This is a genomic window from Streptomyces sp. NPDC036764 (assembly GCF_055609385.1).
The window spans coordinates 302,353-324,372 of the sequence record NZ_JBVJPT010000003.1; the positions used below are offsets into that span (position 1 = coordinate 302,353).

Consider the following 22,020-nt stretch of genomic DNA (forward strand, 5'->3'; position numbering starts at 1 on the left):
CCTCTTCACTCACCTCGTCGCTCACACCTGAGTCCGATGGAAGTTCTGGAAGGACCGGGAGGCGGTGGGCCCGCGCTGCCCCTGGTACCGGGATCCGTAGCGCTCGCTGCCGTACGGGAACTCGGCCGGCGAGGTGAGCCGGAACATGCAGAGCTGGCCGATCTTCATGCCGGGCCAGAGCTTGATCGGGAGCGTCGCGAGGTTGGACAGCTCCAGGGTCACGTGCCCGCTGAACCCGGGGTCGATGAACCCGGCGGTGGAGTGCGTGACGAGCCCGAGCCGCCCGAGCGAGGACTTCCCCTCCAGCCGCGAGGCGAGATCGTCGGGAAGAGTGATGACCTCGTAGGTGGAGGCGAGCACGAACTCCCCGGGGTGCAGGATGAACGGCTCGTCGCCCTCGGGCTCGACGAGCCGCGTGAGGTCCGCCTGCTCGATCGAGGGGTCGATGTGCGGGTACCGGTGGTTCTCGAACACCCGGAAGTACCGGTCCAGCCGTACGTCGATGCTGGACGGCTGCACCATGGTCTGGTCGTAGGGATCGATCCGTACCCGCCCGGCGTCGATCTCGGCCCGGATGTCCTTGTCTGAGAGAAGCACGCCCCGAGGATACGCAAGGCGCGCGGGACGACGACAATCGCGCCGCCCGCGCGCCAGGCGTCACTGCTGGTGCTGCTGGGTCCTGCCGGTGCTACCGCTCCCGCTACTGCTTCTCCAACTGCACCGGCACCACACTGCGGAGCCGGGCACAGCGGGGACATCGGACGAGCCGTCCGGGGCCGAGGCGATCGGCCTGCTGCATCGGGAACGAAGCGGTGCTGAACACGTGCCCATCGGCACAACGGACGACGGTGCGCTCCATCAAGTCCTAGAGTCCCTTCCCCAAGAGCCGCGTCTGGCTGCTGCCCGCCTGACGACGGGAGGCCACATTACGGGATCAAAGGGACGGCCCTCCAGGCGGCACTCCGACCCCGCCCGGCCCCTCTCCCACCCCTCCACGGTACGCCCCAACTCCGGTACCCCGCACGCGGATCCGCCCCCTGAAACGCGCCCGGGCCCCGCGGCATCAGCGCCGGGGGCCGGTGATGAGGTACAGTAACCAGGCAATCGGACACCTTCTCCGGATCATCACGGAGAGGCGTCTTACGCGGGTGTAGTTTAATGGTAGAACATCAGCTTCCCAAGCTGAGAGCGCGAGTTCGATTCTCGTCACCCGCTCCACGACTAAGGCCCAGGTCAGAGACCCGGGCCTTTTTGCTGTGTGGGGTGATCAGCGGTCGCGTTTGCAGTACATGCCGTACCCCTCGCACAGGATGCCCAGGGCGAGGGTGTCGGAGATGCCGGCGGTCACGGGTGGGGTCCAGGATGGTGGGCTTCTCGTTGGGCGGCCAGGTGGTCCACAAGCGCATTGGGTGTGGAAGGGCAGCACGGGAATGCCCTGCCGCAAGGTCGGCGAGGCGCTCGGAGCGGCCTTGCCGGGTCGGGATCTCGCTGCCGTCCCCACCTTCCCCGACCAGCCATCAGGCGTTCGCCACCACCGGCGTCAGGCGTGCCGTGCTCCGCAGCGAACGGGAAGCGGTCAAGGCGAAAAAAATCTGTGGATCTTCGCGGCAACCTTTTCGGTCTCTCGGACCACTAAGCGTTGTCCGGCCAAGTGGTCCGGTCAGATGCAACGGCTGAAAGAGAGCACAGGCATGTCCCTGGAACGAGAGCACCGACATGTCCCCGGCCCACCCACGTCATCGGTGGCGTCCCGCGTCGGCGGCCACCGTGCCGACGGCGGCGCGCGCGGTGACCGCCCGAAGCACCGTGGCCGTCGGTTGCTCGCGCGTCGGGGTTTCTGGGCGGGTCTCTCCCTGGTGATCGTGGCCGGCTCGGCTGTCGTGGTCACCCAGGCTTCGGCAGATCAGAAGAAGACCCCGGATCTGAAGAAGTGGTACGTGCTGGTCAACCGCAACAGCGGCAAGGTGCTGGACGACCGCGGCTCCGCCAAGAACGACGGCGCGGCGATGGTGCAGTGGAGCCGTCACGGCGGGGCCAACCAGCAGTGGCGGTTCGTCGACTCGGGTGACGGGTACTACCGGCTGCAGAACCGGAGCTCCGGCAAGGTGCTGGACGACCTCGGCTGGTCGAAGACCGCCGGCTCCGCCATCGTGCAGTGGAGCGACCTGAACGCCACCAACCAGCAGTTCAAGCTGGCCAAGTCGTCGAACGGCTACGTGCGTCTGGTCAATCGCTTCAGCGGCATGGCTGTCGGTGTCAAGAGCGTCGCCGCCAAGGCCAACGGGCGCGGCATCGTCCAGAACCGTGACCAGGCCGCCGCCAACCAGCAGTGGAAGCTCGTCGAGGCCGGCAGCGTCGCCGGCGGCACCGGGAACCCGGGGAACTCCGGCAGCACGCCCACGCCCAGCGCTCCGGCGAGCCAGGCTCCGAGCAGCGCCCCAGCGTCTCCGCCGGCGTCTCCGGCCGCCACCAACGGCACGTCGGCGAAGAGTTTCATGGGCAGTGACAAGGTGTTCATCGGCGGCTCGATGACCGAAGCCTCGTTCAACGCCGCGCCGTTCGACGTGCGCTACGCCTATATACACAGCCAGCCCGCGCCCTCGTCGGACGCTTACACGGCATCGCGTTGCAAGGCTGAGTGGTCCGCCTGGTGGGGCTGCTGGGGCGGCACCAGCACGGCGCCCGGAAACCAGGTGACCTGGCAGGACGCCGAGGCGGCCAAGGCGACCTACCAGGGCAAGTCGCGACCGCAGAAGTACCTGTGGACCTGGTACTCGTTGCGCGACCTCGGGGACATGGCAGGCGAGGGTGACGGCCCGGGCGAGGTCAAGGCCATCGACAGGCGTGACCTGCTCACCAAGTACCTGAACGACTACCGGTTCTTCCTCCAGAAGATCGGCAAGAACCACGACATGATCGACCTGGAGCCCGACTTCTGGGGCTTCGCCCGGACGCTCGGCAATCTGCACCAGGTTCCCGCGCAGGTCACGGGCGCCAACCCGACGGACTGCGGATCGCAGGAGAACAGCGCCGCCGGACTCGCCCAGTGCCTGATCTCGATGGCGCACAAGTACGCGCCGAACACCGCCGTGGGGCTGCACCTCTCCTGCTTCGACTGGGAGAGCAACCTCCAGAAGTGCGTCAAGGACTACGCAGACATCGGGGCGAAGAACGCCGACTTCCTGGTCACCGATGTGTCGGACCGCGACGCGGGCTGGTACGCACAGCCGGCCCACGGCAGCCGTGACACCTTCTGGACCGACCAGAAGGCCGCCGCCTCGCTGAAGTTCTGGAAGACGATGGCCGAGTCCGTGGGCAAGCCGGTGGTCCTGTGGCAGATCCCCGTGGGCAACATGGCGGGGAACAACACTCCCGGCCACTTCAAGGACGACAAGGTGGACTGGCTCTTCGGCCACATGGACCAGGTGGCGAACGCCCACATCGCCGGCCTGCTGTTCGGTGCGGGGTGGACGGAGCAGACGACGCCTGAGACCGACGGCGGAAACCTGATCCGCAAGACGATCGCGTATCACAACTCGGGTGGTACACAACTCAAGTAGGCGAAGCCGGCCATGCCGCCGTCGGTGCGGGCGCCGATCGAGGCAGCCTTGGCGAAGGGGATGATCGTGCTGACGCAGGACCAGGAGCCCACCCAGCCCGACAAGCCTCGCCGAGCCTCCGCCTGGTCCCCAAACGATTGGAACCCCAGCCGGCGCACGGCTGGGGTTCCTCGATGCGGTGAGCAGCGGTCAGCGGGTGGAGGCGCCCACGCCGTAGACCGCTGCTGGGGTTCCTCGAGGCGGTGAGCAGCGGTCAGCGGGTGGAGGCGCCCACGCCGTAGACCGCTGCTGGGGTTCCTCGAGGCGGTGAGCAGCGGTCAGCGGGTGGAGGTGCCCACGCCGTAGACCGCTCGTCTACGCGCCGGTGCACCGCACCGATCGCCATCACCGTGGATCAGGCGGGTCAGCGCTGCAGGGTGAGGACACCCGGCCGCCACGGCAGTCGGTCGTAGGGGCCGGTCGCGGTGGGGGACTTGCCCTGGTAGAGGAACTGCAGGTGGCAGGGGTCGATGGTCATGGTCTGGTCGGGGTTGTTGCGGACCAGGTCGCCGTGGCTGATGTCGTTGGTCCAGGTGGCACCGCTGTTGGCCTTGCCCGCGAAGGGGTTGCTCTCGGTGGCGGCCTGCGGGGTCCAGGAACCGCTCAGGCTGGAGGCCGTGAACGAGCGGAAGTAGCGCTGCTCATTCGCACCCCGCGCCTCGACGATCATGAGGTACTTGTTCTGGCCCTGAACCTTGTAGACCTGCGGCGCCTCGAACAGGTTCTTCTCCGTGTCGCTCATGACCGTCGTGTACGACGGGCCGAAGCTGCCCGGGAAGTTCCCGATCGGCATGCTCGCCCGGTAGATCTTTCCGTTGTCGCCGGCGAAGAACAGGTACATGTTCTGGTCGTCGGCGATCAGGGTCTGGTCGATCGGGCCAGTGCTGGAGCCGGGGATGCTGCCGGTGAACAGCGGCTGCGGCGCGGACCAGCCGCCCGGGTCGGTGGGGTCGCTCGACGTGCGGTAGACGAAGGGCGACGCGCCCCACTGGGACGCCAGCACCCAGATGTTCTTGGGCGCGAAGTAGAACAGTGTGGGCGCCACCGCTTTCTGGCTCATGCCGGTCTGGCCGGCCGAGACCATGTCCGCCCAGTTCGTGAAGGGCTTGAACATCATCGAGCCGTACGACGATCCCGACACGCTCGACGCGTAGACCAGGTGCTTGCCGTTGTACGTCACAGTGGTGAAGTCCTTCACCGCGTCCCACCCGTTCGCCGGCTGCGCCAGCGGACCGGTCGAGCTCCACCGGTACGTCGACGGAAGAGCACACGTGGCGCCCGTCCGCGTGGGCGTTGTCGGGGCCGACGTCGACGTCCTGAAGTTCCAGCGCTGGTTGGCGCCGCCGCCGTTGGAGTCCCAGATCTGGACGGGGGTGCCGTTGGCGGTCTTGCCGCCGGGGGTCTCCAGGGCTCGGCCGCTGGCAACGTTGGTCAGGGTGTAGGAGCCGTCGCTGTTCCGGGCGGCCTTCCAGTGCTGGTTGGCGCCGCCGTTGGAGTCCCACACCTGCGTCTTCGTACCGTTGCCGGTCTGGTTGCCCGGCTCGTCCAGGACCCGGCCGCTGGCGATGTTGGTCAGCGTGTAGGAGCCGTCGCCGTTCTTGGTGGCCCGCCACTGCTGGTTGGCGGCACCGCTGGCGTCCCACACCTGGAGCGGGGTGCCGTTGCCGTTGTACCCCGCGGGCTCGTCGAGAACGCGTCCGGCGGCCGCGTTGGAGAGCGTGTAGACGGTGCCGGAGGTGATGTCCCCGGCCGTCGTACCGCCGCCCGCCGTGCCCCCGCCGCTGCTGCCGCCCAGGGTGGTGAGTACCGCGTCGTAGGCGGGCTTCTTGTTCCCACTGTTGTCGAACAGCAGCGGGTTCTCACCGGTGCGCCAGGAGTCGCTGTCGCGGATGCCCCACACCGTGATGCCGGTGCAGCGAGCGACGTTGAGGCAGTCCTGCACGGTGTTGGCGTACGCGGTGGCGGACGCCTGGGCGATGTCGAGTTCGGTGATCTGTACGTCCACGCCGAGCGCGGCGAACTTGGACAGCGTGGTCTGGAAGCCGGCCGGCGGGCCGCCGGCGCCGAAGTGGCTCTGGAAGCCGACGCAGTCGATGGGCACACCGCGGGACTTGAAGTCCTTGACCATCGCGTAGACGCCCTGCGTCTTGGCGTCGGTCCAGTTCTCGATGTTGTAGTCGTTGTAGCAGAGCTTGGCGGAGGAGTCGGCGTTCCGGGCCGTGCGGAAGGCTTCCTCGATGAAGCCGTTGCCCAGCACGTCCTGGAAGACCGAGCTGCGGTGCTGACCGCTGCCGCCGTCGGCGAACGCCTCGTTGACCACGTCCCAGGCGTAGATCTTGCCCTTGTAGTGGGTCATCTCGGTGGTGATGTGGTTGTCCATCACACTGCGCAGGGTGTTGGCGTCGGTGATGGACTTGACCCAGCCGGGCAGTTGGGAGTGCCAGACCAGGGTGTGGCCGCGCATGCGCTGGCCGTGCGCGGCGGCGTGGCCCACGATCGCGTCGGCCGGGCTGAAGTTGAAGTTCCCGCGGGAGGGTTCGACGGTGTCCCACTTCATCTCGTTCTCCGGGGTGATCATGTTGAACTCCCGGTCGAGAATGGTGGAGTACGTCGAGTCGCCGAGCCTGCCCGAGGACACTGCCGTGCCGAAGTAGCGGCCGCTGCCGGTCGCCGCGGCGGCCAGGGTCGGTGTGCGGGCCTCCGGCGTGCGTGCGGCCAGCGCGACCAGCGGTACGGCGGCACCCGCGGCGGCGAGGACCACGGCGGCGGCGAGCACGCGGCGGGTAGCCGGACGGCGGCGATGAGAGCGGTTCTGATCTGACAACGGCATGTCCTTCTGGCACAGCGGGCCTTGATCCGGACCCGGTTACCTGCCAGTTGCCGCCACGCACACAAAGGTTGCCGCGATCGGGGGAAGAGTTTTCACGGCCGCTGTCACCGTCCGCACCCAGTTCCACGGCGACCCGCCGGCCACCATGGAGGCCACCTACGCCGACGGGACCGACGTCGGCCCGGCCGACTGGACCCCGTCCCAGCAGTGCGGGTACTTGTTCTCCCATCGAGTTGTGCGGCAAGGGGACTCGTCCCCATGCCGCACAGCGGCGTTCACCGGGTCGGGACGAACCCTCCCCGGACCGACGCGGAGCCGCCCGAACCCTGCGCGTCGACGCGGTAGCCGTCGCCTGAGGCACGGCGCACGCCGGTGCCGTTGTTGAACTGGGCGGCAAACTCATAGCTCGCGGCCGGCACGGTCAGGCCCGGCTTGAGGACCCAGCGGTAGACCAGCGCGCCGCCGGCCTCCTGGACGGTGACGGTGAAGTCAGCACTCGGCAGGGTCTGCCAGGTGCCGGTGTTCTTCGCCCCGCCGGTCTGCACGATCCGAATCTCGACCGTGAGCGAGGTGAGCGGCTGGGTCGTCTTGAGGGCGAGGTTGCTCTGCGTCCAGTAGACGGTGCTGCGCGGGTCCACCGAGCCGGCCGACCACAGCGGCCCGTTCTGGCTCTCGCCGGCGGTCGGCGATGGACTGGTGGCCGGCGGAGTCGGGCGCGCGCTGCCCGGGGTGGCCGGGGCCGGCGCGACAGGGGTGGGTCGGGCCGATGTCGGGTGCGGGGAGCTGACGGTCGGGGACGGGGTGGCGGGCACGGTCACGGTGGCCGACGGCGACGGGGTCGCGACGATGGCGGCGACGGCCAGGCCGCCGGTCGTCAGGATGCCGGTGGCGGCGAGCCCGGCGAGCGCGACCCTGGTCCCGGACCTCGCGAACGGCCGCGCGCGGTGACGGACGGCGGGGCCGGCCATGCCGCGTTGCACCCGGGCCAGCATCCGCGCGCGGTCGGGCCGGTGAGCCTCGGCGGCCTCGCGCATCTGACGGGCGATCTCGTCGTTCACCGGTTCCTCCTCCCTGCCACCAGGTCCCCGGCCGCTCGTGCGCCCAGTATCCTTTCCAGCTCGGCCATTCCCTTCGAGGTCTGGCTCTTCACCGTGCCGACCGAGATGCCCAGCGCTGCCGCCGTGTCCTTCTCCGACAGGTCGAAGGCGTGCCGCAGCACCACGCAGGCGCGCTTGCGGAAGGGCAACCGGGCGAGCGCCGCGCGGACGTCCAGCACGGCCGCCATGTCCGGCCCCTCCACCTTCTCGGGGCTGCGGGACCAGAACAGCGTGATCCGGCGTCGCTCGCGCACCGCGCTGCGGATCCGTCCGCGCGCCAGGTTGGCCACCACACCGCGGGCGTAGGCGAGCGGGTGGTCGGCCTGCCGCAACCGGTCCCAGCGCTGCCACAGGGCGACCAGGGCATCCGCCGCGAGGTCGTCCGCCGCGTCGGTCTCGCCGGTCAGGAGGTGTGCCAGACGGGCGAGTTCGGCATAGTGGCGTTCGAAGAATTCGTGGAACTCCGCGGACGCGTCGTCGACGAGCATCCCTCCGTCGCCCTCTCCTGGCGATGATGTGCGCATTAGTTGCATGTTTAACAACAGAGGGCGCAGCCTAACAGTGCCCGGCCCGGGATTCGAACGGCGGTCGTGCTCGGTTGCGGACCGGTGAAGGCTGTCCGGCGGGCTGGTCAATGCCGGGCGAACTGGACGCCCGTCGGCTGCGCGACGTCCGGCAGGCGTGCTTCGTTTGCCCTGCAGAGGACGTACACCCCCGCTCCCGGGGGGACGGCACGCCAGCACAGTCGAGGCCGTCGGCCTGGGCATAGGTGACGCCGTCGGAGGTGAGCTTGTACGAGTACGTGGCGCGACTGTCGATTCCCGAGTGGCCGGTCGTGTCGCCGAAGGTGCTCAGCTCGTACAGCGACATCTTCCCGAAGTTCCGCTTCGAACCGCCCCCTTCCCTGCGCACCGGCTGCAACGGGGCCGCGCCGAGGGTCTCGCCCGCCCCGGTCCCGGCGGACAACGTGCGGTCGGGAAGGTTCAGGCTCAGCTCACCGGTGCCGTAGGACAGCAGTCGGCGGTAGGTGATGCCCGGGGTGGCGTACTCGGTGACCGAACCGGCGACGGGCACCGCGGCGCCGATGTGGACGCCCGCCGACTCGCCGAAGGACGGGACGCTCTGCAGATCGGCCGTCGTCCGTGTGCCCGGGGCGCCCACCTTCGTGACGGTCTTCGCCAGGGCCGGTACGGACCGTCGCGACCGGCGCGGCGGGCACGGTGGTGGTGAAGCTGTGCGTGAGGTCGTACCGGTAGGGGCTCGGCACGCTCGCCGAGGCGCCCTTCTTGCCGAGCACCTCGTGCAGGCGCAGCGCGACCCCGCTCACCGAGAACGGGGTGACGTACACCTTGTCGGCCCCCGAGCCGGCGAAGCCCGCCAGGTCGCCACCCGGGACGTTGATCCACACGGCGGACGATCAGTTCACTTTAAGGGGCCTTCCCGAGATCGCCGGCTTGTTTGTCATGTGCACCGTCGGTGTGGGATTTGAGCCCACGATGACATCGCTGCCACGACGGTTTTCAAGACCGCTGAGGACTTGACTCGGCTCAAGCGCTGATAGCTTCGGGAGCGTGATCGTGTACCCGCTTTGGCATGTTGGCCACCAGAACGAGGCCGGCCACAAACACTCGACCGTCCATGTCGACGAGGGCGGCGTCTTCATCGACGAGCAGGACGGCGACGACGTGAAGCTGCTCGGCATCTACTCGACACGGGAGCGGGCAGAGGAGCGGATGAAGCGAGCCCGGCTGCTGCCGGGCTTCCGGGACGAGCCGGAGTGCTTCATCCTCGACGGTTACGAACTCGACGAAGACACCTGGACCGAGGGCTTCGTGCGGATCCCGCCGGGCGAACAGCAGCAGTGACCACCGCGAGAAGTACAGCAACCCCACCAACCGCAGCCGACCGTCACCAGCCCCAGATGACCGACTGATCAGGCGGGCAGACCCAGCCAGTCATGAACATGCTGTTAGGCTCCCGCCACGCGCGTGGGGGGAGCGGCCGGGGGGCCGGGGGAAGTGCCAGGGCGTTGCCGTACGTCCCGCCATGCCTTCTTCTTGCCTTTCAGGAGGAACGGTGGCCCGACTCGGCCGACCCGGACACAGACCCGGACACAGACACAGACCGACTCTTGGTTCACGCTCAGTACGCCTCGGCCCGCCGGCGGCCCGTACCGCGGCCGTCCTGGCGACCGCGCTGACGCTCGGCCTCCCGCTCGCCGCCGTCCCGTCCTCGGCGGCAGCCGCGCCGCAGTCGGCCGCCGTGGCAGGGGAGTTCGTGCTGCCCGCCGCCCCGCGTGCCGTCCCCAGGGCCACGCAGATCCTCAACGCGGGGACCAGCGGCTTCCTTTGGGCCCAGGAAGGCGACGACCGGCTCCTGTGGACGGACTACGCCACCGGCACCACGACCGCACTGGAGCAGCGGCTGGACGTCCCGGTGCAGTACGACATCGACAGCGGCTACTTCCGTGAGGCCGCGTCCTTCCAACCCGGCTACTACGGGGACGGTTCCGACACCGTGGCCCTCTACTCGGAAGAGGACTCGCAGGTCACCCTGCTCCAGGGCGCGGGCACCTCGGGCGGCACCACCGTGGTGCCGGTGCCCGAGTACCACACCTACCGGGGGACCTTCGGCAGCAACGTCCTCACCAGCACCAGCGGCGTCAACGGGAACCCGAACGCCTACCAGTTGTGGCGCGTCGAGGACGGGGGCGGGGTCGGGCAGACGCCCGTGACCGGGCTGCCGGACGGTGCGGGCAACATCGTCGTGGAGGACGGTGACGCCCGGTCGGTCATCCTCCGCTACGACACCGACGGGGATAGCTGGGGCCACTGGGGCATCGTCGACCTCGCCACCGGCGCGTTCAGCGCACTGCCGGACCGGGTCAACCCGGAGGACGGCTGGGAGGTGACCGGCTTCCGGCTGGGCGCCGACTCGGTGCTGCGGCTGCGCAGCGGGCGCGGCAAGGCGGACCTGTACGACCGCGACGACCTGTCCGCCGCGCCCCGTACCTTCGACACGGGCGCCCTGACCTACCAGGCCGCGTACGGGATCGTCGGTGACAAGCCGCTCGGCCTCGAACCGGTGGCGCCCGGTGACAACAGGTACCGGGGCCAGCCGCTGTGGGCCCTCACGTCCGACGGCACGGACACCGACCTGACCAAGGTCATGGACCCGGCCGCCCATGGGATCGTCCAGGCGCCGGACGGCTCCGTCCTCGTGGCGGGCGCCGAGCAGTACGTCGAGCGGGGCGACCTCGACTGGGGCGTGTACCGGATCGCCCCGGCCGCCGACGGCTCGCTCACCCGCAGCCGCCTGGCCGCCGTGCAGTCGATGCCCGCGCAGGTCAACGGCCTCTCGCTCGGCAGCGGCATCCTCACCACCGCCGACAACAGCACGCTGTACGAGCCCGGCACGATCATCGGCGCCTATCGCAGCACCTGGCTCACCACGAGCGGCACCCCGGGCGTCGCCAAGACCACCGTGGACGGACTGGTCAGCGGGCGGGACGGCGACTGCGCCGCCGGCGCCACCCGCTGCATCCCGATGTTCGCCGACGGCACCGGCCACCACGGCCGCCGCGACGCCACCGAGTCCGGCCTGACCATGCTGCGTACCAACGGCACCACCGCCTGGGGCCCGGCCCTCGACACGGGCGACGACAGCCCCGAACTCAAGGACCTCTCCGGGCGCTACGCGGTCGTCGACGGCGCCTCCTCCGGCGATCAGTACATCGGCGAGTTCCCCGACGGTTCGGCGGGCAAGGTCCTGCAGAAGCGCGACCGCGTCGCCGCGGCCGTCTGGGGCAACACCCTGTGGAGCGGCGCGGCCACGGGAGGCAAGGTCACGGCCACCCGGCTTCCGTCCGGCACCGCCGTGGAGTCCTTCACCACCCGCAACGGCTGCACTCCGTCCAGCCTCCAGGCCGTGGGCCGCTGGGTGTACTGGACCTGTGTGGACTCCTGGGGCGACGTCAAGGGCTCGGGCGTCTACGACCGTACGGCCCAGCGCACCGCCACCGCCCCGGCAGGCAGGGTCCTGCTCGGCGACGGCTACCTCGTCGAGCGCGTCGGCGGCATCCAGTCGGGCAGCGGGCTGATCCTCATCGATCTGCACAACGGACTGCCGTCCAGCGGGAATCACACGGACCTGCCGAGCCGCAAGCTCGCCGACTGGACCGACCTCGGCCGGGACAACCTCAGGGTGGGCACCACCTGGACCGTGGACCGATTCGGCGGCGGCGTCGCCTACGCCGACCGCGAGCAGCGCGTCCACCTCGTGCCGACCGGCGTTCCGGCATCCGCGCTGTCGGCCATCGACTCCACGGTCACGTCCGGGGCCGCGAGCTGGTCCGGCACCTGGTGGCTGTCGAAGCCCGCCGCCTCCTGGAAGGCGACCGTCCGGCACAAGGCGTCCGGCGCCACCGTGCGTACCGTGTCCGGCTCCGCCGCCCGCGGTCTGCTCAAGGCCGCCTGGGACGGAAAGGACTCCGCGGGCCGCCTCGTCACCAACGGCGCCTACACCTGGACGCTCACCGCCCAGCCCGCCGACGGCCAGGGCGCGGCCCTCTCCCTCTCCGGCACCACCACGGTGACGGCCGGAGCGGCGGCACCGCGCGACTACGCGGGCAACGACGGCGTCGGCGACGTCCTCACCCTCGACTCCTCCGGCACCCTCACCGTCCAGCGCGGCACCGGCACGGGCACGCTGGGCAGCAAGGTCTCCGGTGCGGGCTGGCCGACCACCTCGAGGTTCGTGCCGTTCGGCGACCTCAGCGGCGACCGGTGCAACGACGTCCTGGTCCGGTCGAGCAGCGGCGCCCTGCGCGCCTACCGCCCCGCCTGCGGCAAGGCGGCGACGCCCTCGACGCCGTACACCTCACTCGGTACCTCGGGCTGGGGCCAGTACGACGTGCTGACCTCGCCGGGGGATGTGAGCGGTGACGGCCGCCCGGACCTGATCGCCCGCAACGCCTCGACCGGCACGGTCTACCTGTACAAGGGCACCGGCACGGGCACGCTGTCGGCGCGCGTGAAGCTGTACGACAACTGGAAGACGTACAAGAAGGTCGTGGGTGCCGGAGACCTGAACGGCGACGGCTTCGGCGACCTCCTGGCCCAGGACACGGCGAACAACCTGTACCGGTACGACGGCACCGGCGGGGGCACTTTCAAGGCCCGCGTGAAGGTGTTCTCGAACTGGGGCGCCTCCTACAACGCGGTCGTCGGAGTCGCAGACATCACCGGCGACGGCAGGGCCGACCTCGTCTCGCGCGATACCAGCGGCAACCTGTACCGCAACAGTGGTGACGGCAAGGGGTCGTTCGGCGGTCGTACGAGGATCGCGACGGGCTGGCAGGGGTACAAGGCCGTCCTATAAGGGACACCGACCTCGTGGCGCCCGCTGCCGGGCCCAGGCCTCTCGGCCTGGGCCCGGCGATTCGCCGCTCGGCTTCGGAGTGAGGCGGAGTCCTACGTGGGCGAAGGGACGGGGTCCTACGCCGTGGCCAAGGCCGCGGAGTGGAACATGACCAACGGCGTGCGCCTTGAGCTTGCCGGTCAAGGGACCCTTGTCCAGGGCGTGCACCTGGGCGCCGCGGACACCGACATGATGGCGGGACGCGACGTTCCCATGATCGACCCGGCCGATGTCGCACGGGCCAGCCTCGACGGCATACAGGCCGGGGCCATCGAGGTACTGGTCGACGACCCCAGCCTTGCGTACGCCGGCGCCATGCCGCTTCGTCAAAGCAGCCCTCTCGGGCGACCCCGCGCAGCTCTACAACTCCCCGTCCGGGAACTGATCCCTCCCGCGTTCTGCTCGTCGTGGGGGCCGGCGGGCAAGCGGCGGCGGTGCAAGGCCCGAGAGGGTCACAGTCGTGCGGCTGTGCGGATCAGCCCGGCGAGGGCGAGGGAGCGGCTGTGCGCGGGCCAGGCGATGTGGGTGACGACGGGGGGTGCGTCGGTCAGGGGGACGGCGGCGTGCTCGGCCCACAGCCAGGCGCGGGCGGAGTCGGGGAAGACGGCCACGGTGCGTCCGAGGGCGATGAGCTGGGCCAACTGCGTCTGGTCGCGGATCTCTGGGCCCGGGCCGGGTGGGTAGGTGCCGTTGCGGGGCCAGCGGGCCAGCGGAAGACCGGGGATGTCGCCGACGTCGGCCAGGGACAGAGTGCTGCGCGCGGCGAGGGGGTGCCCGGCGGGCAGGATGGCGATCTGCCCCTCGGTCAGCAGTTCCTCGCTGTCGAACCCGGCGAGGGAGTTGAACGGCGCGTGCATGAGCGCCACATCGGCGCGGCCGTCGCGCAGCAGCTCCTCCTGCTCGCAGAAGCCGCACGGCAGCACCTCGAGCTCGGCGGCATCGGGCTCGGCCGCGTAGGCGTCGAGAAGCTTCTGCAGCAGTTCGTGAGCCGCGGCGGCCTTCACCGCCAGCACCAGGCGGTTACGGGGGCCGCCCGGACCGTCGCCGCCACCGGCACGACGGGTGCGGCGGGCGGCGGCGGCGGTCGCGTCGAGAGCGGCGCGGCCCTCGTGCAGCAGCATCTCTCCGGCGCCGGTCAGGGCGACGCCGCGCCGGTTGCGTTCCAACAGGCGGACGCCGAGGCGCCGTTCGAGCTGCTGGATCGCCCGGGACAGCGGTGGCTGGGCCATGCCGAGGCGCTCGGCGGCGCGGCCGAAGTGCAGTTCCTCGGCGACGGCCACGAAGTACCTCAACTCGCGGGTCTCCAAAGTGTCCACGGCCACAGCCTAGCCCGGTGATACCTGCCGGGTATGACAGAGCACCGAGCCGGTATTGGATGCGCCGCTCGTGGGCGGGCGAACATCGACGGCATGAGCGAAACGAAGAACGCGGGCAGTACCCGGCACAGCAGGAAAGACACCGGCATGAACACACCCTCCGCGTCACTGCCCGGCGGCACCTGGACCCTGGGCGACCTGACCCTCACCCGCTTCGGCTACGGCGCCATGCAGCTCGCCGGCCCCGGGGTGATGGGCCCGCCCGCCGACCGCGACGGCGCGCTCGCCGTCCTGCGCGAGGCCGCCGCCCTCGGGATCACCCACATCGACACGGCCGGCGCATACGGACCACGCGTCACCAACCGACTGATCCGAGAAGCGCTGCACCCCTACCCCGCAGCGCTGCACATCGTGACCAAGGTCGGCGGGGCCCGCGATGACCAGGGCGGCTGGCTCACCGCCCGGCGGCCCGAAGACCTGCGCCGCGCCGTCCGCGAGAACCTCGATGACCTCGGACTCGCCTCGCTCGACGTGGTCAACCTCCGGCTCGGCGACGCCCAGGGTCCCCGGCCCGGCTCGCTCGCCGAGCCCTTCGAGACCCTCGTCGAACTCCAGCAGCAGGGCCTGATCCGGCACCTCGGAGTGAGCAACGCGACGGCGGAACAGGTCGCCGAGGCGCAGACGATCGCGCCGATCGTGTGCGTGCAGAACCTGTACAACCTCGCCCACCGCCAGGACGACGACCTGATCGACGATCTCGCCGATCAGGGCATCGCCTACGTGCCCTTCTTCCCGCTCGGCGGCTTCACCCCGCTGCAGTCCACGGCACTCTCCACCGTGGCCACCCGGCTCGACGCGACACCGATGTCGGTCGCCCTGGCCTGGCTGCTGCGGCGGTCGCCGAACATCCTGCTCATTCCCGGCACTTCGTCGGTGGCGCACCTGCGCGAGAACGTCGCCGGCGCGGGTCTCTCGCTCTCCGACGAGGAACTCGCCGAGTTGGACGAGATCGGCCACTAGCGGGACGGTCTGAATCAGAGTCACGCGGCCGGCGTCTCGCCCGCCTTGTCCGCGATCCCGACATCCACCAGCGCCTCGTCCGCCGTGCCCAGGAAGTCGAGGGACTTCTTGTCGAAGACCCAGACCGTGCGGCCGTCGCGCTCCTTGAAACTCAGGCCGATGCCGGAGCGGCCGGTGTAGTCCTCGGCGTCGGTGACGACCGAGACGCCCGGGATCTTCGCGGCCGCGCGGTAGAGCGCGGCGTCCAGTTCGGGCAGGAGCGCGGCGTCGGGCAGCATGTCGCCGATCTTCTCCAGCGCCGCACTCTCCCTGGTCTGCCCCTCCCCCTTCGTGTCGGCGTAGATCTTCTCCAGCAGCGAATCGGGGTCGGTGGGCAGCGCCTGAAGCTCACGGAAGGTGGTGACGTTCGGGTCGGGGCTCAGCCGCATGTCGTGAGTGCCCTTGGAGTACGAGGAGAACGGGTCCCGGGGCCGGAACGGCGGACCCACCAGCACCGTGACCCGGCGCAGTCCCTCGCGCTTGCCATCGACGGCGGTCCAACTCGCCTCGCGCAGGATCCGTATGTCCTTCGCCGAGAACTTCATGGAGCCCTGAGTGCGGACATATACGTACTGGTCGTCCCTGACGGGCACGGACTTCTTCGCGGCGGCGGCCTCGGCGATGCGATTGAGGAGGTCGACCGCTTCCGCATCGGTCGTGGCGGTCCTGGACCCGACGCCGCCGGCGAGGACCACGGCGACGATCGCCGCCGCCGTGGCGAGGGGTACGGCGATGACGGCGAACCGGCGGCGGGGGGCGCGCGCTCGCCCGCCGGGTGCCGTCGCGACGTCCGGGCGTTCCGGGGCGGCCGGCTCGGTGAACTCTCTGAACTCGGTGAGCTCTCTCATCAGATGGTCCTTCAGCAGGTCGTGGCGGTCGCCCGTCAGGACCGGCTCACCCGGGCTCGGCAGCAGCCTGGCCAGTTCCTCGCGCTCTTCGGGGTTCATCGGTGCTTCTCCTGGGTCGACCGGGCCGTTTCGGGACGGCCACCCGGTACCTGTCCGGTGCGCGGGCCGAATCCCGGCTTCTCCTGCTGAGGTGGAACATCCGGTATCGCGGCGGCACTTGGCGCCCCCGAGTACCTGGCCGGGCGCCCGGCGGACGTGCGCCGGGCCAACTCCGCCTCCGACAACGTCCGTAGACGCTGCCTTGCCCGCGCGAGCCGCGACCGTACGGTGCTCGCCGGCACGCCGAGGGCCTCGCCCGCGGCCGCGTAGCTCAGTCCCGACCAGACGCACAGTGCGAACACCTCACGCTCGGCTCTGCGCAGCCGGCCGAGCGCGGCCTGCGCGGCGGCGAGCCGCTCGGCTTTCTCCATGCGCCCGACGACGTCGTCGGCGAAGTCGGGCAGGGTGTCACGGTCCGCCGGGCGCTCGGGGAGCCGGGCGAGCGCGGCGCTGTGCCGGCGGGCGGCGCGGCGCGTGTTGCGCAGAACGTTGGTGGCGATGCCGTACAACCAGGGGCGCAGTCCGTCGTCGCCGGGCGCGTCGGCGTCGTCGTCCAGGGCCGCGGCTTCGGGTCTCAGCTTCTCCCTGAGCCGCCAGGCTTCCAGGAAGGTGAGGGACACCACGTCCTCCGCGGTGCCCCGGTCTGCCGACAGGCGGGCGGCATGACCGTAGACGGCCCGGGCATGCGCGCCGAACAGTTCGGCGAAGGCTTCCGGATCGCCGGCGCGTATCCGGTCACGCAGGGAAAGTTCCACAACCGGCCCTGTCCGCTCGGCACTCGGCGTCTCTGTGGCGGCGATCACATCACGAGCGGATCCTCCCGTCGGCCGGGCCGGCCGGTGCCGACCGCCACTCGCCGGTCACGCGCGGAGGTAGGTGAGGACGGCGAGGACCCGGCGGTGTACCTGGCCGTCGAGGTGCAGGTCCAGTTTCTGGAGGATGTTGCTGACGTGCTTGTTGACCGCCGCTTCGGTGACGTACAGCTCGCGGGCGATGGCGGCGTTGGTACGCCCTTCTGCCATCAGTGCGAGGACCTCGCGTTCGCGTGGGGTGAGGCGTTGCAGGGGGTCGCGGCGGCGGTTGAGGAGTTGGCGGACCACTTCGGGGTCGACGACCGTCGCGCCCGCAGCGACCTGGGTGACCGCGTCGACGAACTCGCCGACGGCGCTGACGCGGTCCTTGAGGAGGTAGCCGACCCCGGTGTCGCTGCCCAGGTCGAGCAGGTGGGCGGCGTAGGACTGCTCGATGTACTGGCTGAGCACCAGGACCGGCAGGGTGGGGTGCTCTTGGCGCAGGGCGACGGCGGCGCGCAGGCCGTCGTCGGTGTTGTCCGGTGGCATCCGCACGTCGGTGACGACGATGTCGGGGTCGTGTTCCCGCACCGCGCCGATCAGGGCGTCCGCGTCGCCGACGGCGGCGAGCACTTGGTGGCCGAAGCGGGTGAGCACACCGACCAGGCCGTCCCGCATCAGCGGGGAGTCCTCGGCGAGTACGACGGTCAGCGGCACGGCAGCTCCACATGCAGCAGGGTAGGCCCGCCCTGAGGGCTGGATATACGGAACCTGCCGTCCGCCACGGCGACGCGGTCGGCCAGGCCGATGAGGCCCGTGCCCGCCTCCGGGGAAGCGCCTCCGACGCCGTTGTCGCTGACGGACAACACGAGGACGTCGGTGTGCAGGCGGGCATGTACCTCGGTCCGGGTCGCCTCACTGTGCTTGGTGGCGTTGGTCAGGGCCTCGGCGATCACGAAGTACGCCGTCGTCTCCACGGAGAGCTCCAGACGACGCGGCAGACGGATGTCGACGTTGACGGGGAGCGCGGAGCGCCCCGCCAGGTTCTCGACAGCGGCGGCCAGGCCATGGTCGGTGAGCGCCTTCGGATGGACGCCACGACTGAGTTCACGCAACTCGTCGACGGCGAGCCCGACCTGCTCCTGGGCCTTGGCGAGCTGTCCGGCCAGCGTTGAGTCCGGTTCGGCGTCGAGGGCGGCCAGGCCGAGCATCACATTGAGGGAGACCAGCCGCTGCTGCGCCCCGTCGTGCAGGTCCCGTTCGATCCGGCGCCGCTCCGCGTCGAAGGCGTCGACCAGCCGCGCCCGGGAAGCCCGTACGTCGGTGAGCTCGCGGCCCAGTTCGCTGTCGCGCGGCGCCAGCATGAGGCGGGTGACGGCGGCCCTGGCGCCGGCCCAGGCGGTGATGGTGTACGGCGCGGCGGCGAGCAGGCAGAGGCCGACGATCACCAGCGGCCAGGCCCCGGGATCGTCGATCGGCGACATGATCACCAGCACGGGGAGGACCAGGGCGAAGCCCAGAACGAGGAAGTCCATCCACCACAACGCGGTCGCCGACACGGCCGTGAAGCCCAGCTCACGCCAGGTCGCCGGCTCCCGCAGCCGGGTTCGCACCCAGTTGGCGGGCCCCGCGCGTTCCGGGGCCTGGTGCGGGTCGGGCACCGGGTCCAGGTCCACCAGCCGCAGACGCCACCGCTCGAAGCGGGTGACGGCGACGCCGGACACCACGACACCGAGCAGGATCGGCGCCCCGACCAACACCACCAGCGAGACGATTCCCGCGACGAGCGCGGCCACGAGGACGACGCTGGTGACGGCACCGAAGACGACACCGGACAGCAGGTATACCAAGGACCGCCAGGGCCAGCTCGAGCCGAGCACCTTGAGCGGGTTCTGGCCGAGCGCCTGCCACGCGGTCCGATGTCGCATCGGTCGACCCTAGCGAGCCGGAGATCTTGAAGCAGTAGTGCAAGCACTACCCCTGGACTCTCATGTGCGCCAGTGCGCCGGCAGGGGGCGGACGGGTGCACTGGGTTCCATGAAGCCGTTCACCGTCCTTGCCGGTAGGCGTCGCCGACTCGGCACCGTGCTGGCCGCGCTCGCTGTCGCGATCGTGGCGACCGCCGTACCGGTCTCCTCGGCCACCTCCTCGGCCACGCGGTCCACCGCCACCGCCACCTTGGATCCAGCCTCGATCGACCGATTTGTACGCGACTACCTGGAGCAGACCCGTCTGCCGGGCGCGGTGGTGGCCGTGACCAAGGGCGACCGGGTCGTCCACACCGCCGGGTACGGGCACACCGCGGCCGGGCGGCCCATGACGGAGCGGACGCGCCTGCCCGTGGCGTCACTGTCGAAGTCGATGACCGCACTCGCCGTCATGCAACTGGTCGAGGCGGGCGAAGTCGACCTGGACCAGCCCGTGCACCGCTATCTGCCCGAGTTCACGATGGCCGACCGGCGCTCCCGGGAGATCACCGTCCGGCAGATCCTGACCCAGACCTCCGGTATGGCCGATTCCGCCTACCCGGATCTGACCCGCGCCCAACCGCACACCCTCAAGGAGGCCGTCGCAGCGATGCGCGAGGCGCACCTCGCCACCGCGCCGGGCACCCGGCACCGCTACCACAACCCCAACTACTTCGTCGCGGCACGGCTGGTCGAGGTCGTCAGCGGACAGCCCTTCGCCGACTACCTGTCCGCAAAGCTCTTCGGCCCGCTGCACATGACACACACCGCGTCCGTCGACACGACCACCGAGATGCCGGACCAGGCCCGCGGCTACGTCCGCGCGTACGGCACGACGTTCGCCCGTGCGCACCCCCGCTGGTTCACCGCCGGCGGCCACGGTGTCGTCACCACCGCGGACGACCTCTCCCAGTGGCTGATCGCCCAGAACAACCAGGGCGTGTCGGCCGACGGCCGCCGCATCGCCACCGCACGCACCATCCGGCTCACCCACACCCCACCGCGGGTGCCGGGCGACACGGACTACGCGATGGGCTGGGCGCGGTACCGGCACGACGACGGGACCGAGGAGATCCAGCACAACGGCCAGCTCCTGACCCACAACTCCATGGCCACCCTGCTGCCGGACGGCAAGGTCGGCATCGCGGTCGTCACCAACACCGGCCTGATCTCCGGAGACGACGCCGCCCAGATCTCGCTGGGCCTCGTCGACCTCGCGCGGGGCAAGAGTCCCGAGGTGGCAGAACCCTTCTCGATGACGGCCGACTGGGTCCTGGCGGCGCTGACCCTGCTGGCGACGGGCCTCGGCATCCGCGGCGTCCTGCGGGCGCGTCGATGGGCGCGGCACACGGCACGGCGACCGTGGTGGCGTACGGCACTGCGTTTGCTGCCCCAGGCGCTCCCGATCCTCTTCCTCACCCAACTCGCCTCGCTTCTGGGCCTGCTGATGAACCGCTCCGGAACGCTGGCGCAGACCACGTACGCCTGGCCGGCGCTTGTCGTCATGGCAGCGGCCGGTGCTCTCGCCTCCCTCTCGGTCACCACCGCTCGGGCCCTCGCCCTGTTCCGCTACCGCCTACGCGCCCGGCGCGGGGCCGGGGGCGACGACGGGGCCGGGGGCGACGAGGGGGCCGGGGGCGACGAGGGCGTCACACCACTCGGCGCGGAGAACGAGCACGAGGCCCTCCGCCCCGCCTGACGCCGGATCCCCACGGGTTGCGTGACCTCTGCGCGGGAGAGGCGGCGCCGTCACTTCCCAAGCTGAGAGCGCGAGTTCGGGTTCTCGTCACCCACCCACTCCAGCGAAAAGGCCCAGGTCACTGACCCGGGCCTTTTCGCTGCCCGTCGTGATCAGATGGCGGGCACCGGGTTCGTGGCGCTTGGCTCGCACGACGGCCGACTGAGCGTCACGACGTGACGTCCACCAGGACCTTGCCGACGGCGCCGCTCTCCACCGCCCGGTGCGCGTCGGCGGTGCGGTCGAGCGGAAAGCGGACCAGCGGCAGGCCGTGCTCCTCGCCGACCGGCAGGGCTCCATCGCGAACGGCGGCGGCGACGTCCTCGACGGCTGCGGCGCGCGCCTCCGGACCGGCGGTGTAGAGCACCAGGAACTGGAAGCGCGCGTTCAGCACCATGGTCTGCAGCACGTTCAACTCGACCGGCTTGCCACCGTCGTTGGCGTAGGTCGCGATCGTGCCGCGCGTCCGCAGTACTGCCAGGTCCAGTGCGAGGTTCGCGCCCAGCGCCACCTCGGCGACGATGTCGACGCCGTCCGGGGCGATCTTGCGGATCTCGGCGGCCGCGTCGCCCTCGCGATAGTTGAGCACGTGGTGGGCTCCGGCGGAGGTGGCCAGCCGGGCCTTCTCCGGGCCGCTGACCGTGCTGATCACGGTGGCGCCGGCCCATCGGGCGAGCTGGATCACCGCGTGCCCGACCGCTCCGGCCCCGCCCGCGGCGAGTACCACCCTGCCGTCGAGGGCCCCGGGCCGCAGACGGCGCGGCCCGTCCTCGGCGACGGTGAGCGTGCGGTGCGCGGTGAGCGCGGGGACGCCGAGTGAGGCGCCGACGTCGAACCCGGCGTCGTCGGGCAGCGGTACGGCCCGCTCGGCGGGCACGACGGTGAACTCGGCGGCGGTACCGGTGGGTCGCCCGGCGGCGGCCATGAACAGCCAGACCCGCTGACCGACCCGGCTCTGGTCGACCCCCTCACCGACGGCGTCGATCGTGCCGGCACCGTCGAGGTGCGGGGTGACCTCGGAGAAGTGCTTGGGGTGGGCGGGGCCTGAACGAGCCTGCCAGTCGGTCGGGTTGACCCCGGACACGGCGACCCGGACGCGAACCTCGCCGGGGCCGGGCGCGGGCAGGTCACGGTCGACGAGCCGAAGAACGTCGGGGCCGCCGTTGTCGCGGTAGATGATGGCCTTCATGATCCGTCCTCAGAAACCTAGGGCCTGGTGAAGGGGGTCCCGGCGGGGCGGGAGTTCCGACAGGGGGGT

Annotated in this window: 17 protein-coding genes and 1 tRNA gene; 7 read left to right on the top strand and 11 right to left on the bottom strand. The window is 70.5% G+C overall.

Annotation, left to right across the window (positions count from 1 at the left end):
• Positions 1–21 precede the first annotated feature (21 nt).
• The gene (dcd, locus tag ACZ69Q_RS16300; RefSeq protein WP_126901625.1) at positions 22–597 is read right to left on the bottom strand and encodes a dCTP deaminase; all 576 of its coding nucleotides are present in this window, start codon (positions 595–597) and stop codon (positions 22–24) included.
• A 547-nt stretch (positions 598–1,144) separates the two neighbouring features.
• Between dcd and ACZ69Q_RS16305 the strand changes: the two genes are divergently transcribed.
• Positions 1,145–1,218: transfer RNA gene (locus ACZ69Q_RS16305), tRNA-Gly, on the top strand.
• A gap of 473 nt (positions 1,219–1,691) precedes the next feature.
• The gene (locus ACZ69Q_RS16310; protein ID WP_471041983.1) at positions 1,692–3,560 is read left to right on the top strand and encodes an RICIN domain-containing protein; all 1,869 of its coding nucleotides are present in this window, start codon (positions 1,692–1,694) and stop codon (positions 3,558–3,560) included.
• Positions 3,561–3,963: 403 nt separating this feature from the next.
• Here the strand turns inward: ACZ69Q_RS16310 and ACZ69Q_RS16315 are convergent, their stop codons facing one another.
• Positions 3,964–6,429 carry a non-reducing end alpha-L-arabinofuranosidase family hydrolase gene (locus ACZ69Q_RS16315; RefSeq protein ID WP_471041984.1) on the bottom strand — a complete coding sequence of 822 codons (2,466 nt, stop codon included), beginning with the start codon at positions 6,427–6,429 and terminating at the stop codon, positions 3,964–3,966.
• A gap of 76 nt (positions 6,430–6,505) precedes the next feature.
• Here ACZ69Q_RS16315 and ACZ69Q_RS16320 point away from each other — a divergent pair, with 76 nt between their 5' ends.
• Positions 6,506–6,814 (top strand): hypothetical protein, encoded by a 309-nt coding sequence (locus ACZ69Q_RS16320; RefSeq protein WP_471042616.1) that lies wholly within the window; start codon positions 6,506–6,508, stop codon positions 6,812–6,814.
• Here the strand turns inward: ACZ69Q_RS16320 and ACZ69Q_RS16325 are convergent.
• The 3 genes from ACZ69Q_RS16325 to ACZ69Q_RS16335 all read right to left on the bottom strand — a co-directional run bounded on the left by ACZ69Q_RS16325 (position 6,705) and on the right by ACZ69Q_RS16335 (position 8,687).
• The gene (locus tag ACZ69Q_RS16325; RefSeq protein WP_471041986.1) at positions 6,705–7,487 is read right to left on the bottom strand and encodes a hypothetical protein; all 783 of its coding nucleotides are present in this window, start codon (positions 7,485–7,487) and stop codon (positions 6,705–6,707) included. The genes ACZ69Q_RS16320 and ACZ69Q_RS16325 overlap by 110 nt on opposite strands.
• Complete coding sequence (locus tag ACZ69Q_RS16330; RefSeq protein WP_399904229.1) at positions 7,484–8,014, bottom strand: SigE family RNA polymerase sigma factor; 531 nt, start codon at positions 8,012–8,014, stop codon at positions 7,484–7,486. Before ACZ69Q_RS16330 ends, ACZ69Q_RS16325 begins: the two co-directional genes overlap by 4 nt.
• A gap of 67 nt (positions 8,015–8,081) precedes the next feature.
• A complete protein-coding gene (locus tag ACZ69Q_RS16335) occupies positions 8,082–8,687 on the bottom strand; it encodes a hypothetical protein (protein WP_471041988.1) in 606 nt (201 codons plus the stop codon).
• 410 nt (positions 8,688–9,097) lie between these two features.
• On the opposite strand from ACZ69Q_RS16335, the gene ACZ69Q_RS16340 reads away from it, so the two are divergent.
• Together ACZ69Q_RS16340 and ACZ69Q_RS16345 are read left to right on the top strand one after the other, a co-directional pair.
• Complete coding sequence (locus tag ACZ69Q_RS16340; protein ID WP_471041990.1) at positions 9,098–9,391, top strand: DUF7336 domain-containing protein; 294 nt, start codon at positions 9,098–9,100, stop codon at positions 9,389–9,391.
• Between the two features lie 397 nt (positions 9,392–9,788).
• A complete protein-coding gene (locus tag ACZ69Q_RS16345) occupies positions 9,789–12,905 on the top strand; it encodes an FG-GAP-like repeat-containing protein (RefSeq protein WP_471041991.1) in 3,117 nt (1,038 codons plus the stop codon).
• Between the two features lie 491 nt (positions 12,906–13,396).
• Here ACZ69Q_RS16345 and ACZ69Q_RS16350 read toward each other — a convergent pair whose 3' ends face one another.
• Complete coding sequence (locus ACZ69Q_RS16350) at positions 13,397–14,260, bottom strand: LysR family transcriptional regulator (RefSeq protein ID WP_471041993.1); 864 nt, start codon at positions 14,258–14,260, stop codon at positions 13,397–13,399.
• A 147-nt stretch (positions 14,261–14,407) separates the two neighbouring features.
• On the opposite strand from ACZ69Q_RS16350, the gene ACZ69Q_RS16355 reads away from it, so the two are divergent.
• A complete protein-coding gene (locus tag ACZ69Q_RS16355) occupies positions 14,408–15,280 on the top strand; it encodes an aldo/keto reductase family oxidoreductase (RefSeq protein ID WP_471042619.1) in 873 nt (290 codons plus the stop codon).
• 20 nt (positions 15,281–15,300) lie between these two features.
• Here ACZ69Q_RS16355 and ACZ69Q_RS16360 read toward each other — a convergent pair whose 3' ends face one another.
• The 4 genes from ACZ69Q_RS16360 to ACZ69Q_RS16375 form a co-directional block, all read right to left on the bottom strand.
• A complete protein-coding gene (locus tag ACZ69Q_RS16360) occupies positions 15,301–16,266 on the bottom strand; it encodes a CU044_5270 family protein (RefSeq protein WP_471041995.1) in 966 nt (321 codons plus the stop codon).
• A complete protein-coding gene (locus ACZ69Q_RS16365) occupies positions 16,263–17,021 on the bottom strand; it encodes an RNA polymerase sigma factor (RefSeq protein WP_471042622.1) in 759 nt (252 codons plus the stop codon). Before ACZ69Q_RS16365 ends, ACZ69Q_RS16360 begins: the two co-directional genes overlap by 4 nt.
• Positions 17,022–17,126: 105 nt before the next feature.
• On the bottom strand, positions 17,127–17,774 hold the full coding sequence (locus tag ACZ69Q_RS16370; protein ID WP_471041997.1) for a response regulator: 648 nt from the start codon (positions 17,772–17,774) through the stop codon (positions 17,127–17,129).
• Positions 17,765–18,985, bottom strand: coding sequence for a sensor histidine kinase (locus ACZ69Q_RS16375; RefSeq protein WP_471041999.1), 1,221 nt, complete (start codon positions 18,983–18,985; stop codon positions 17,765–17,767). Before ACZ69Q_RS16375 ends, ACZ69Q_RS16370 begins: the two co-directional genes overlap by 10 nt.
• Before the next feature lie 109 nt (positions 18,986–19,094).
• Between ACZ69Q_RS16375 and ACZ69Q_RS16380 the strand changes: the two genes are divergently transcribed.
• Positions 19,095–20,723, top strand: a complete 1,629-nt coding sequence (locus tag ACZ69Q_RS16380; RefSeq protein ID WP_471042001.1) for a serine hydrolase domain-containing protein — start codon at positions 19,095–19,097, stop codon at positions 20,721–20,723.
• 208 nt (positions 20,724–20,931) lie between these two features.
• Here the strand turns inward: ACZ69Q_RS16380 and ACZ69Q_RS16385 are convergent, their stop codons facing one another.
• Positions 20,932–21,951: an NADPH:quinone reductase gene (locus tag ACZ69Q_RS16385; RefSeq protein WP_471042003.1), complete on the bottom strand. Its 1,020-nt coding sequence runs from the start codon at positions 21,949–21,951 to the stop codon at positions 20,932–20,934.
• Between the last annotated feature and the right edge of the window lie 69 nt (positions 21,952–22,020).

Excerpts from the sequence above, each read along its gene's own strand:
- ACZ69Q_RS16310 (WP_471041983.1), top strand. The coding sequence starts at position 1,692 with ATGTCCCTGGAACGAGAGCACCGACATGTCCCCGGCCCACCCACGTCA.
- ACZ69Q_RS16315 (WP_471041984.1), bottom strand. The coding sequence starts at position 6,429 with ATGCCGTTGTCAGATCAGAACCGCTCTCATCGCCGCCGTCCGGCTACC.
- ACZ69Q_RS16330 (WP_399904229.1), bottom strand. The coding sequence starts at position 8,014 with ATGCTCGTCGACGACGCGTCCGCGGAGTTCCACGAATTCTTCGAACGC.
- ACZ69Q_RS16355 (WP_471042619.1), top strand. The coding sequence starts at position 14,408 with ATGAACACACCCTCCGCGTCACTGCCCGGCGGCACCTGGACCCTGGGC.
- ACZ69Q_RS16360 (WP_471041995.1), bottom strand. The coding sequence starts at position 16,266 with ATGAACCCCGAAGAGCGCGAGGAACTGGCCAGGCTGCTGCCGAGCCCG.
- ACZ69Q_RS16375 (WP_471041999.1), bottom strand. The coding sequence starts at position 18,985 with ATGCGACATCGGACCGCGTGGCAGGCGCTCGGCCAGAACCCGCTCAAG.
- ACZ69Q_RS16380 (WP_471042001.1), top strand. The coding sequence starts at position 19,095 with ATGAAGCCGTTCACCGTCCTTGCCGGTAGGCGTCGCCGACTCGGCACC.
- ACZ69Q_RS16385 (WP_471042003.1), bottom strand. The coding sequence starts at position 21,951 with ATGAAGGCCATCATCTACCGCGACAACGGCGGCCCCGACGTTCTTCGG.